The following is a 13,643-nucleotide window of genomic DNA, read 5'->3' as shown; positions in this document are numbered from 1 at the left end:
GGGGCGGGCCCTGAAGATCGCATCAGGCTTTCTTCCGCGTTTGCGCCGACCCTGGATCGGGTCGGCACATATGTCTTCAGGCAGGTAAGGAGCTGTTCCCCGGCGAAAGCCGGGGGCCACGCGGGCAGCACTGTGCCATCTGGACTCCGGCTTTCGCCGGGGAACAGCCCCTTGTCGAAACGGGATGATCGCCGATCGGGCCGGTGGCGGCGCTCTGGCAATCGGAAGCCTTCCCGCCGGCGTCAGGGCGTCTTGATGACGGCGTCCTGCGCCGGCGTCGCAGCCGTTCCGATCGCGATCGGCTGCGGAATCGGCGAATCGGCCTCGAACAGCGAGACGCGATCGCGCACATCGTCGTAATGAACCATCGGATCGTAAAGCAGCGACGTTTCGAAATCGAGGTGGCGCGCCTCGGCCCGGCCCATCGCGGCGAGCAGGGCAAAGCCGGCAACATAGGCATCGCGCTCGGCCGTCACCAGCGTGACCTCGGCATTCAGCAGCTCCTGGTCGGCGTTGAGCTGGTCGAGCAGGGGACGCAGGCCGTTCTTCACTTCGGCGCGGATTCCGACCAAAGCCCGCTCGTTGGCGCGCACGCCGCTGCGCGCCGCGTCGATGACCCGGCTCGTCGATCGCCAGTTGGCGAAGGCGGAGCGCGTTTCCGCCACCGCGTCGCGCTCGGCGGCGGCGATCTGCTCGACCGTCACGCCGTATTTCTGCCGCGCCTGCCGCGCCTGCGCTGCGACGCGGCCGCCCTGATAGAGCGGCATCTTCAACTGCACGCCGACATAGCCGGTCGTTCCCTGATCGCGGTTGCGCGGTCCGGTGTTCGGCGCCAGCGACCCCAGATAATCATAGCGGTTGAGCCCGCCGATCGCGCTGACGCGCGGCAGATTCTCGGCATCGGCGACATCGATATCGTGTCTTGCGGCGCGGTTTTCGGCCTGCGCCGCGAGCAGCGCGGCGTTGTTGTCGAGCGCGATGCGCACCGCTTCCTCCGACGTCGCCGGGAATTGCGGCAGCGGCGGGGGCGGGGCGAGGTCGCCCGGCGGGTTGCCGACGAGGCGGATATAATTCTCCCGGCTCGCGATCAGCCGCGCTTCGGCGGTTTCGAGCTGGCTGATGGCGAGCGCGACGCGCGCTTCCGCCTGCGCGACATCGGTCGGTCCGGCGTCGCCGACGTCGAAGCGGTCGCGCGTCTGGGCCAGCGTATAGTCGATCACCGACCTGTTGCGCTGGTTGAGGCGCACCGTCGCTTCGTCGCGGATGACGTCCATGTAGGCCGCGACGACGCGGGTGAAGAGGTCCGATTCGGTGCTGCGCAGGCCGTGGCGGCTGGCGTCGCTGCGGGCTTCGGCCGACCGCACCGAATTGCGGACGGCACCGAAGCTGATCAGCGGGACGTTCATGTTGAGCTGTCCGACGAGCTGGCGATCGGGGTCGGAGGTGAAGAGGTTGCCGGTCTGATCGCCCTTCAGGACATTTTCCTGATAGACCGCAGAGGCTTCGAGCGTCGGCCGGCCAGCGGCGCGCGCGATCGGGACATTCTCGTCGCCCGCGCGCACCTGCGCGCGCTGCGCGGTCAGCGTCGGGTTCGAACGATAGGCGGCCTCCAGCGCCTCGTGCAGCGTTTCGGCCTGCGCGGCCCCCGAAGCGAGCAGCATCGCGGCGCCCCCCAGCAGTGCCATTTTTCGCATCATCGCTCGAATCTCCTGTTCTCGCTGGCTTGCCCCCACGCCGTCATGTGCGCGGTGACGCTTTTCCGCCGATTTCAAGCCGGCAACGAAGCCCGGCGGGTAGCTTGTTGCCCGGATTGGGAAGCTCCAGCCGCATCCCGAAGGTGCCGCTGGCCGCGTCGAACACGCGGTCGATCACCTTGACCTGCGCCTGATAGGACCCGCCCACCGGGTCCTCGGGAAACACCGTCACCATGTCGCCGACGTGCACCGCGCCGAGCTGCGCGATCGGGGCGAACACCTCGACGTTGAGCGGGTTGATCTGGGCGATGGTCAGGATGTGCGACGTGCTCGGTCCGCGATATTCGCCCGGCGCCATCGCGCGCTCGACGACGACGCCGTTGACCGGGCTGCGAACGGTCTTTTCGGTCAGGATGCGCTGGGTGCGGACATATTCGAGCTGGGCGACGCGCTGGTCCTGCGCCGCGGCGCGGCGTTCCTCCGCCGCGGCATCGGCGTTGGCCTTTGCCTCCTCCACCTTGTCGCGGGCGAGGTGGGTGCGGATCTCGTCGCTGCGGCGGCTGACCGAAGCGAGGTAGCCGGCGCGGGCGTCGGCGGCGCGCACCGCATGCGCATTGGCGGCGCGGGCCTCCGCGGCGGCGGCGCTCGCGCGGTCGACGTCGGCGCGGAGGCGTGCGACGACCTGTCCCTTGCCGACATTGTCGCCACGGTCGACGTAGATCGCCTCGATAACGCCCTCGACACCGCTGTTGACCCGCACGACGCGGCTTGGTTCGATCAGACAGTCGTTGGGGCGTGTGGCGTCGAGGCCGGGCGGCGCCACCGTGTCGACCGGCGGCGCGAGAGCGAGTTGCTGAGCGGCAGGTATCAGGGGCTGGATGGCCAGTTGCGCCGTGGGGCGGCTGTCGGCGCTGCCGTCCGCCAGCGCAAAATATAGACCACCTGCCACGGTCAGGGCGGCTGCACCCGCGATGAATATGCGCTTTCGATCGGTCATGCGCCCATGTCCCCCCAATGGCCCCGGCATTTCCGCATCGACATCCGCGTGCAGACCTTCCGCCCTCGTCTTGGTTAGCGGCGAACCGGAGGAATTCGGATCACAGCGAGAGGCGAATTTTCGATGCTCGCCGGAAAGCGGGAATTGCGTTAAAAGCAGGGGCTTGCGCGATGCTGTGTCACAATATTACTCTGAATGAAATTTTGCTCGCAGTGCAAGGGGGGGGATTCGACCATTGACTAATCTGCAGACCGGGCTTCTGCTGAGAAGCTGGCGCGAGGGTGGGGTTGATGGGCGCGATCAACTGATCAGGAAATTCTATCCCGAATTGGAGCAAGTTGCGGCGGCGCGATTACGACGCGAACAGAATTCGTCGCTTTCGACCGGTGATCTGATCAATGATGTAGTGCTTCGGCTGGTACAGATGGAACGTATCTCGCTGGCCGACAAGTCGCATTTCATTGCGCTCGCATCGCGAATGATGCGTCATATCCTGATCGACCATGCGCGACTGCGTTCATCTTCGAAGCGCAGTCATCGCAAGGTCGAACTGTCCACGCAGATCAAGGACGGCAGTTTCCTCCGCATCGATTTGGCTGCCCTCGATGCCGCATTGATTCGCCTGCGGGTGCTGGACGAGGAGCTGATGGAGATCGTTGAAATGCGCTATTTTGGAGGCATGACGACGGCCGATATCGCCGAGGTTATGGAGGTGTCCGAACCCACCGTTAAGCGACGGTGGCAGGTAGCGCGCGCGTGGCTGGCCGACGCAATTGCCAATCCCATCGACCCGGTCTGAGTACACCGCCCACGACGATTGTCCAGGTGGATGGGTCCCGAATCAGCGGAGCGCGCCGAAATCCGATATCGGCCGTCCAGCCGCGCATTTTTCCAGATTGGCACGCATTCCGGGCAGGAACTCAGCGAAGAAGCCCGAGAGTGTGCCGCGCTTTTGAAGGTCCGCGAAGTCGCGTTCGGCCTGCCGCCACGAATCACAGGCCAATGTGCGGTTGCCAGCGTCGCGACCGATGATCCCCAAAATCATATGAGAAAAGCCGTGCGCGCCGAGGGTGTTCGCCGACCGTTTGACTGCCAGAAGCTTTTTGTGTCCGGAGATTACGTCACGTTGCGTGGCGATCGCCTCGGCAAAGCGTCCTTGGTCGCGCAGCCACTGCGCCTGTGCCTCACGGATGCCTGTTGACATGGTAATCAAGCCGTTATCCTGCGTTTCGATCGCCATTAGCCGGTCGATGGTGGATTGGGCGAGGCCGATGAAATGCGCGGCATCGTCGTCTTTGGCGAGCCGTGAGGCCGGGGCGAACGCATTATAGCCTGTCCAGGCGAGCATATAGAGGACGAGCGGATCGTGGGGCAGCGCCTTCTCCAGTTCGCGGAACCGCTGCTCCGCATCTCGGAACAGCGGCAGACTCTGCGCCATCGTCGCATCGTCGAACGACAGGACATAGGCGCGGTAATAATCGGCATAGGCGCGATCGAGTTCGGCCGCGCGCGACGTCTGTTCCTCTGCCGGCCAGTCGCCGACTTCTTTTGCGAGACTCTCCGCCAGCGCCTGGACGCGGGGCATGTCGTCGGACAGGTCCGCCAGTTCCAGCTGGGCCTTGCGCACCGTGCTGCGCGCCTGCATCCAGCCGAGGTCGCGGCCGGCGGCCGGGGTGCTGTCGAGCGCCTTGACCGCCTTGGCAATCGACCGTTCGGCCGCCTTGGTGTCATTGTCCGTGTGCACCTCGATCACCGACTGATGCGCATAAAGGCGCGCGAGAACCGGCGCGGTCGCCAATTTCGGGTCGGTGATCGCGCGGAGCAGCTTTTCGGCTTCACCCAGATTGACCTTCGCCTTCGCGCCCTCGCCGAAGTTCGGTTCGCCCGGAACGCCCTGTATGCGGGCGAGCTTGATGAAGCCTTCGGCCGCCTCCAGCCGCAGGTCGTCGCGAATGTCGGCCGATGTGGCCAGCGCCGATAGATAGGATTGCGCCCGCTCGGCCAGGCTGACCCGCGCCTCTGTATTACCGACGACGCGTTCCAGCCGGTCGTTGAGGTCGAACAGCATGTAATGCGCCAGATCGCGCAATTCGTTGAACCGTTTCGCCTCGCCCGCGCGGGCGGTTTCCGCCACCGAATAGGCCTGCCATGTCGCGCCCAATGCACCCACGATCAACGCAGCTGCGGCGGCCGTCGAGAAAACGACCAGACGGTGACGCCGGACGAACTTGCGCACCGTATAGGCGCGTCCGCCTTCCATTGCCGCCACCGGCATATGGTCGCCCCAGGCCGCCACGTCGGCCCGCAGGGCGTCGACAGTGGCGTAACGGCGGGCCGGGTCTTCGGCGGTCGCACGTGCGATAATCGCCCGCAGCTCCGCGTCGCCGGCGTCGGGAACGATCATCTTTTCGAGCAGCCGTCCCAGCGAATAGATGTCGGCGGCAGTCGTCACTTCCGAACCGGTCATCCGTTCCGGCGCGGCATAGCCGGGGGTCAAGCTCAGGTTTTGCAACGACGAACGGCTGGCCGGCTCGGCGCCGGGCGCTTGCACGCCGCTGTCCGCCAGACGCGCGATACCGAAATCGATCAGCTTGACCGTGCCGTCATGCGTAACGAGCACGTTCGACGGCGTCAGATCGCGGTGAACGATCAAATTCTGGTGCGCGACCGTGACCGCGGCGCAGATATCGCCGAACAGCCTCCGGCGCTCGGCGGCGGAAGCATCGCGCTCGTCGATCCACTGCAGGACGGGCAGCCCGTCGACATATTCCATGACGATATAGGGCGATCCGCTCTGGGTCGCGCCGCCGTCATATAATTGTGCGATATTGGGATGCTTCAACGAGGCGAGCGTCTGCCGCTCGCGCTCGAACCGTTCGACCAGCGATTCCGACAACAGGCCTGGCTTGATGATCTTGATCGCGGTTACATGTAAGAAATCGCCCGTTTCGCGCTCGCCGCGATAGACCGATCCCATGCCGCCGCGCCCGATCCGCGAAACGATGCGATAGGCGCCGATCCGTTCCGGCGCGTCCTCTTCATAGAGCGCGTCCGTCGCTGCGCCGGTCTGCAACATCGACTTTCGATCGGCCTCGCGGATCGCATTGATTCGGCTGGCCAGTTCGGGGCGTCCCTGGGTGTGCTGCGCCACCCAGGCGTCGCGTTCGCCCTCGGGCACGTCCAGCATCTGTTCGAACAAGGCCAGCGCCTGCCGTTCCAGTTCGACGTCAGTCATGCACGCACCCCCCAATTATCCTTGACCCATAGCGGCGGCGGATTGGCCGCGCGACAGGTTGACCTTGACCCGATTCTTTTAGCGCAATCCGTCGCAAAAGAAGATCGTTTACGGAGAATGAGCAGTTCCGGGCGATTCGATCGGGCCAAATGATCCAACTTCATTGTGTAGCGGCCGTCACCGACGAAATCCATGTTGCGCGACCAAGGGCGGGCGTGGCGATGGAGCAATACATGCTTGCACAAAGAGAGCATTTCATCTTGCAACCGGCCGCGTGCCATGGCGCAAACATCATGCGCGTTGCCTGACCCTAACCCTGGTGTCCGCACAGCCGGGGGAAGGTCATGTCCACCTATCGGAGGGCCACGATGCGAAGAAGCAAGTTCAGCCGCGAGTTCAAGTTTGAAGCGGTGAGGATGGTCCGCGAACACGGGGTTGGGCACGGTTATCAGCTTTTGTCATAAGTGCGACGAAATTCGTCACCGGACAATCGGGGGTGAGGAATCCTAGATCGCGTCGAACGCAACGACGACGGATCCGATATGCCGAACAAACTCTTCATGCTCGCCCTGCCGATCGGGATGGCGCTTCTGACGCCGATCGCCAGCCCGGCCGCCCGCGCGGCAGACGCATCGCAGGCGGCTGCTGGGAACTATGAACAGCTGGCGGCCCAAGCAGAGGGCCGCATTGGCGATCCTGAATTCGACTACCGGCTCGGCATCGCGGCGCTCGACGCCGGCCGCTATGGCGAGGCGGTGATCGCGCTGCAGCGGGTGCTGGCGGTACAGCCCAACAATGCCCCCGCGCGCGCCGAACTGGCCCGCGCCTACGCGCTTGCCGGCGATATCGATACCGCGCGCGCCGAATTCGCGACCGTTGTCGACGACCCCAGCCTGCCGGACCCGGTACGCCAGCGCTTCACCGGCTTCGTCCGCCAGTTCGACAAGCAGATTTCGGGCGGCGGCTCCGATGTGTCGGGTTTCTTCGACGTGCGTGCAGGCTATGACGACAATATCAATGCCGCGACCGACCTCAACAGCATCGTCATCCCGCTGTTCAGCTTCCTTGGTCCCGGAACGCTCGGCGCGGGCGCGGTCGCGCAGGCGGACGAGTTCTACGAGGTGCAGGGCGGCGTTTCGGCCGTCACCGCGATCGGGCGGCAGGATCGGCTGTTCGCAAGCGCGCTCGGCAACTGGCGCGACAATTTCGGCAGCCGCCGCTTTGATCAGGCCGCCGTCACCGGGACGGCGGGCTATGCGCACAGTTTCGCCAACCGCGACGTCGTGTCCTTGTCGGGGCAGGTGCAGCGCTTCTGGTTCGGCCACGACGGATATCGCACCTCCTATGGCGTGATCGGCCAATATACCAAAACGCTCGATCGCGGCCGCGCGCTGACGCTGTCGGCGCAGTGGAACCGGCTGGACTTCGACGTCGATCCGCTCCGCGATGCAGATCGCTATGCGCTCGGCGTCGGCTATGTGACGCAGAATGTGGTCGCCAACCTGACAGGCGGCAAGGAAGAGACGCGCCACCAGGCGGGCGACGCCCAGTCCAACTGGTTCATGGGCGCCAATGTTGGCGGTGAATTCCTGGTCGCTCCGCGTGTTGCGCTGGTTGCCGGAGCCGCCTTTGACCTGCGCCGATACGACCAGGCCGATGCGCTGTTCCTTGTCGAGCGCAAGGACGAGCGGCTCGATCTCACCGCCGGGGTCAAGGTCGCGCTGACCGACCATCTCTTCCTCCAGCCGCGCGCCAGCTGGTCGCGCAACTGGAGCAACATCGCCCTTTACGACTTTGAACGTTGGACGGCGTCGGTCGGCCTCCGCTTCGAATTCTGATTTGCCTGACCTCCGGGAGACATGACACCATGAACCGCACTTCCACCCTTCGTTTCGGCACCGCGCTGATGGTGACTGTATCCGGCCTTTCGCTCGCCTTGCCCGCGCGGGCGGGCGAACTTTTGTTCGCGTCGAACGGCGACAAGACCGTGTCGATCGGCGACCGTGTCAGCCAGATGAAGGGGCTGAAACAGGTGCGGATGAAGGGCGGCGCGGTCGTGTCGATCCTCGACGCCGCCGATTATCGCCTGAACGCCGACGGGTCGATCGACCTCTATGCAGGGAGCGTTACGGTGGCGGGTGGCGACGGTTCCACGGTGGTGCGGATGCCCGATGGCGTCGAGGGCCGCGTGACCGGCCGCGCATCGGCGGCGAGCTTCAGCGTCGGGACCGACGGCAAGGGACGCGGCCATGTCCTGTCGGGACAGGTGCAGGTCGGCAGGGGCGGCGACATGCGCCGCTTCGACGCGGGCGAGATGTTCGCGATCGCACCGGGTCGGCAACCCCAACAAGTGGTGTCGAACGGCGCGCAGGCGACCCCCGACGCCGATGCGCCCGCCGAGATGCTTGTCGCCGACATGCAGAGTGGCGGCCCGGTCGGGGCGGCGGAAAATGGCGTGCCGGTGACGCTCGGTGACGCGCTGGCGGCCGCCGGGGCGTCGAGCGACATATTGGCGGCGGCGCGGCGCGTTGATGCGGCGGTTGCGAACCCCGCGATCGAAACCTTCCCCAGCGGCGACCTCGCCCGCCTCGTCGCGAGCGCCGGCGGGCTGGAGCGCGCCTTTGGCGGCACGCCCTTTCCGGGCGCGCAGGCCGATATCATCCGTACCTATATTGGCTGGCTGGCGGCGGGCAACGGCCGCGCCGACTTCCTGACCGCCTATGCGGGCTTCCTCGGCCAATATCTCGACCTGATCCGTTCGGGTGCGGCGCCGTCGAGCTTCGAGAGCGCGAGCCTCGGCAATATCAACGCCTTCCTCGCCTATGCGGGCCGCACCGGCCGCCTCGCCGATCTGGGCGCGCAGGACCGGGTGCTGGCACAGGCCTATCTCGCCTTCCTGCGGGGTGGCGGCAACCCCGACCTGTTCGCCGACGGCTTCACCGACCTGACCGAAGCCTATTTCGCCTTTGTCCGCGGCGGCGGCGATCCTGCCGCCTTTACCGGCGCCAGCGCGGCGACGCTCGATTCCTATATCCGCTTCCTCGCCGACAGCGGGCTGGTCCAGCAGCTTGCGGCGGCGGATCGTGCGCTGCTGCTCGCTTATCTCGGCAATGGCGGGCTTGCCTTCACTGGCCAGTATCGCGATGCGCTGGGCGCCTATTTCACGCATCTGGCGAGCGGGCGCCGGCCCAGCGATTATGCGGCGCTCGATGCCGCGACGCTGCGCGCCTATCTGGAAACGCTGTCGGACGCCGGCTTGCTTTCGACGCTGGGAGCGGATCAGGCGCAATTTTACGGCGCTTATCTTGCCTTCCTGCGCGGTGGCGGGTCGCCCGACGCCTTTGCGGGCCTGCCCGCCAATATCTTTGCGGGATATGCATCGCAGCTCGACGGCTATTTCGCCTATCTCGCCTCGGGGCAGCTCCCGTCGGGCTATCAGGCGGCCGATGTCGCGCTGCTTCAAGCCTATCTCGCCCAGCTTCAGGCAGCGGGGGCGCTCGACCGCTTCCTTGGCGAACGCGCCGATTTCTTCGCCGCCTATCTCGCCTTCGTGCAGGGCGGCGGCCAGGCCGACGCCTTCGCGGGTCTGAACGCGAATATCTTCGCGGGCTATGCGGCGGCGCTGACGGCCTATTATGATTATCTCGAAAATGGCGGGGTGCCGTCGGCCTATGGCGCGCTGACGCAGCAGGCGATCCGCGACTATATCGCGGCCCTTCAGGGTGCAGGCGCGAGCGACGCCTTCCTTGCCGATCTGTCCGAATTTTACGGCAGTTATTTCGCCTTTGTCGCGGGTGGGGGCAATCCCGATCAGTTTGCGGGCCTGCCCGTGCCGCCCGACTTTCCGGCCTTCGCCGCCGCGCTCAACGCCTATGCCGCCTTTCTGGCGGGTGGCGGGCTTCCCGCTGATTATGATGCGCAGCAGCTTGCGACCCTCCAGGACTATCTGGCGGCGGTCGCGGGTTCGGGCCAGCTCGACAGCCTGCTCGGAGCGAATGCCGACCTCCTGTCGCGCTATTTCGCCTATCTGGCGGGCGGCGGGACGCCGAACGGCTTCACCGGTCTGCCGGTCTATGCCGATTATGTGAGCGCGCTGAACGCTTATTACGCCTTCCTTGCGAACGGCGGTCTGCCGGCGAACTATACGGCGCTGACGCAGGCGCAGGTGCGCGCCTATCTGGCGGCGCTCGACGGCGCGGGCGGCTTTGCAAGCCATGCCGACCTCGACGCCTTCTTCATCCAATATTACGCCTTTGTCGCCGGAGGCGGCGATCCGGCTCAATTCGTTGGCCTGCCTGTCTATGCCGACTATGTCGCGGCGCTGAACGCTTATTATGCGTTTCTGGCGAATGGCGGGCTTCCCGCCGACTATACCGCGCTGACACAGGAACAGGTCGCGGCCTATCTCGCCGCGCTGAGCGGCGCGGGCGGCTTCGGCAGCCACGCCGACCTCAACGGCTTCTTCGCGCAATATTACGCCTTCATAGTGGGTGGAGGCGACCCGGCGCGGTTCACGGGGCTGCCGGTCTATTCCGACTATGTGACGGCGTTGAACGCCTATTACGCTTTCCTTGCGGCGGGCGGCCTGCCCGGCGACTATACTGTGCTGACGCAGGAACAGGTGGCTGCCTATCTGGCGGCGCTCGACAATGCCGGGGGCTTCGCCAGCTTTGGCGCTCTCAACGCCTTTTTCGGCCAATATTACGCCTTCATCGCCGCCGGCGGCGATCCGGCGAAGTTCGCGGGCCTGCCCGCCTATGCCGACTATCTGGCGGCGCTCCAGACCTATTACGCCTTCCTGCTCGGCGGCGGGCTGCCGTCGGAATATAGCGCACTGACGCAGGAGCAGGTCGAAACCTATCTCGCGCTGCTCGACGAGGCGGGCGTGCTCCAGTCGGAACTGTCGGGCGAAACGCTCGCCTTCCTGACCGACTATCTCGCCTATCTCGAAACCGGCGGCAATCCCGATCAGTTCGCCGGTCTGCCGGGCAATGGCACCGACCCCGGCACGCCCACCAACCCGGCTTATGCGGGCGGCTTCCCCAACGCGGCGAGCGGCGCGCGCGCTTTCGCGGTGAATGCGGGCGTCAGCTATCAGGCGTCGGGTTCGCCGACGCTCGACGCCAATGGCGTGCTCACCGACGCGGGCGACCTGGGCATCAACAATGCCCGTGCGGTCGATGTCGCGGGCGACGCGTCGGTGGTCGTCGGCCGCTATGTCGACGGTGCGCCGCGCTTCCGCGGCTCCGATACCAGTGTCGGAACCGGTGGCGGCATCCCCTGGGTGGTGACGGCTCCGCTGGCGAACCCGCTGCCGACCAGCGGGACTATCGAATATGACGTGTTCGCCGCGACAAAGCCCGTCTTCTCCTCGGGCAGCGGGGCCGAAGGCACGTTCGACGCCAATCTGACGATCGGCTTCAGCACCTCGGGCTATGGCTATGGAATCGATGGTTCGATCCTCATGCCGGAGGATAGCGGCGACATCCGCTATGACTTCGCCTCCGCCGGCCGCGCCAATGGCGAACTGGTGCAAACATTTGCGACGGGCAGCGTGTTCAACATGAACGGGACGATGACCGGTATCGGCGATGCCTGTCTCGACAATGATTGCACCATCCTGTTCTTCGGCGGCTTCGGCGGGTCGGAGGACCGGATCGGCATGACCTATCAGACGGTCGACAATAATAACTTCCGCACCGCGAAGCGCATTCAGGGCGCGGTCGCCTTTGCCGCGGTCGAAGGTCCCGGCGGCGGCGGGACCGATCCCGATCCGGAACCGGGACCCGACCCGGTGCAGAATGACGGCATTGCGGCGCCGGGCGCTCCGGGCAATTATTTCCTCTATGCCGGCGCGGGCGGCAGCGGCAGCGCAACTTCGTCGACGATGACCGTCACCGATGGCCAGCTGGTCGAGGCGCGCAGCTCGCGCGACAGTGTCAGCTACACCGCCAATGCCAATACCAGTGTCGAAAAGGGCGGCGATGCCGGCGTGATCGGCTGGTCGCGGCTTGGCAATGTGTCGGTCGGCTATCGCAACTCGAACGGCCAGTCCTTTACCGCCCAGCCCTTTGCCAGCCAGTTCTGGCATTCGATCTGGGGTACGCCGGCGACCGACCTGCCGACCAGCGGCCTGATCAATTACGACCTTGTCGGCTTCACCAGCCCGACGCAGGCCAATGCGCAGGCGGGCAGCGGCAGCTTCTCGGGCGATTTCGCGGTCGATTTCGCGACGCTGATGGCCGGAATCGATGCCGATGTGGCGTTCAACGGCGAAACATACAGCTTCGCCAGCGCTGGCGGCGTCGCCGCGCCGTCGATGGCGATCCGCGACGACGGACTGGGCGCGCGCCGCTTTTCGGAGAATCTCGAAACCTTCATGTCGGACGGCACGCGCGTCAGCCGGGGTACCTTCCTGCAAGGCTTCCTCGCCGGGGCGGGCGCATCGCATGCGGGGATCAGCTATGACATCCGCGTCGCTTCCAGCAACAGGATCCAGGGTACGGCCGCCTTCGCCGCGCCCGGCGGCACGGGCGACCCCGGCGACGGGGAATCGGGCGGCGATGGTGGTTCAACGCCGCCGCCTACCGCATCGGGCAATCCGGCGAGCGCCTCGGTCCTGACCGACATGTTCGTATCGGAATCGGGACGTAGCGAGACGATGAGCCTCGGCACCGCCACCGGGAATTTCGGCTTCGTCTCCTATGACACCGACGATGCGGGCGAGATTGTCGAGATGCGCCAGCATTTCAATTTCCGCCTGTCGGACAAGATCGGGACGGCGCGCAACGCCGACATCGGCCTGACCGACAGCGGGACGGTCCGCTGGACGCGCTGGACCGAAGGGACGCTGGACGTCGTGCGCGCCGGAGGAGTGCCGCCGATCAGTTTCGATGAAAATCAGGGCTATCATATCATCGTCGGCACTCCAGCGACCAACCTGCCGACAACGGGCCGCGTGGACTACCAGCTTGCCGGCGGAACCAGGCCGACATCGGTCGCAGGGATCGGCGCGCCGGGCGAACTGATCTCGGGCGCGGCGGCGGTGCTGTTCGACACCACGCCCAAGCTGGGCATCGAAATGAGCTTTTCGCAGAACGGATCGACCTATGCGATGCAGACGGCGGGCGGGCTTGCCGATGTTGCCGCGAGCGAACTCAGCATCGGCGCGAACGCCGGGTTCCGCGCGATCGGCACCTATGGCCAGGGCGTCACGGTCGATGGCGCCGCCTGCGCCGGATGCCGCCCGATCTGGGAAGGCTTCCTCGCCGGCGACGGGGGCAAGGAACTGGCGCTGATGTATCAGATGCAGCAACGGAACGGCGACCGCATCATCGGCGCTGCTGCCTTTGGCCCCGCACCGGTCGGCAGCAACCCTTATGCCCGCATTCCGCAGGGAACGGCCTCTGCCCCCGTGACGCTGACCCCCATCGCAGCCGTCCCTGCGCCGCCGGTCGCGCCGCCTCCGGTTGCCGGGGCGGGAACTCCGGGCGCCGACTGGAACCGCTGGTCCCCGGCGACGGGCATCGCCCAGCCGGTCGACTCCGGCGCCGCCCTTGCCTCGGTTCCCGGCGGCGACCTGACCGCCCAGCGCCAGCGCGCCGAACAGATGCTGGGCGGCCTGATCAGCTTTTCGACGCCGGAACGCTAAGCTAACGGGCTTTGTCATCTCCCTGACGGGCTTGGTGTGTGGCTGGCCCGGACCGTGCGCGGCATG

The 13,643-nt window shown here is 65.9% G+C and carries 6 protein-coding genes; 3 read left to right on the top strand and 3 right to left on the bottom strand.

Going from position 1 to position 13,643, the window contains the following annotated elements; translation table 11 throughout:
* Positions 1–242: 242 nt before the first annotated feature.
* Together FHR21_RS08125 and FHR21_RS08120 are read right to left on the bottom strand one after the other, a co-directional pair.
* Entirely contained in the window at positions 243–1,685 is a 1,443-nt protein-coding gene (locus FHR21_RS08125) for a TolC family outer membrane protein (protein WP_246427111.1), read from the bottom strand.
* A 52-nt stretch (positions 1,686–1,737) separates the two neighbouring features.
* On the bottom strand, positions 1,738–2,691 hold the full coding sequence (locus FHR21_RS08120) for an efflux RND transporter periplasmic adaptor subunit (protein WP_184097088.1): 954 nt from the start codon (positions 2,689–2,691) through the stop codon (positions 1,738–1,740).
* A 235-nt stretch (positions 2,692–2,926) separates the two neighbouring features.
* Between FHR21_RS08120 and FHR21_RS08115 the strand changes: the two genes are divergently transcribed.
* Entirely contained in the window at positions 2,927–3,490 is a 564-nt protein-coding gene (locus tag FHR21_RS08115; protein ID WP_184097086.1) for an ECF-type sigma factor, read from the top strand.
* Positions 3,491–3,532: 42 nt separating this feature from the next.
* On the opposite strand, the gene FHR21_RS08110 is transcribed toward FHR21_RS08115, so the two are convergent.
* Positions 3,533–5,926, bottom strand: coding sequence for a serine/threonine-protein kinase (locus tag FHR21_RS08110; RefSeq protein WP_184097084.1), 2,394 nt, complete (start codon positions 5,924–5,926; stop codon positions 3,533–3,535).
* Positions 5,927–6,468: 542 nt separating this feature from the next.
* Here FHR21_RS08110 and FHR21_RS08105 point away from each other — a divergent pair.
* Together FHR21_RS08105 and FHR21_RS08100 are read left to right on the top strand one after the other, a co-directional pair.
* Positions 6,469–7,764, top strand: coding sequence for an outer membrane beta-barrel protein (locus FHR21_RS08105; protein WP_246427110.1), 1,296 nt, complete (start codon positions 6,469–6,471; stop codon positions 7,762–7,764).
* 29 nt (positions 7,765–7,793) lie between these two features.
* Entirely contained in the window at positions 7,794–13,577 is a 5,784-nt protein-coding gene (locus FHR21_RS08100; RefSeq protein WP_184097082.1) for a hypothetical protein, read from the top strand.
* Positions 13,578–13,643 lie beyond the last annotated feature (66 nt).

This window comes from Sphingopyxis panaciterrulae (assembly GCF_014199295.1).
In the GTDB taxonomy this organism is placed as follows: Bacteria; Pseudomonadota; Alphaproteobacteria; order Sphingomonadales; family Sphingomonadaceae; genus Sphingopyxis; species Sphingopyxis panaciterrulae.
This window is presented reverse-complemented; position numbering and strand designations above follow the sequence as displayed.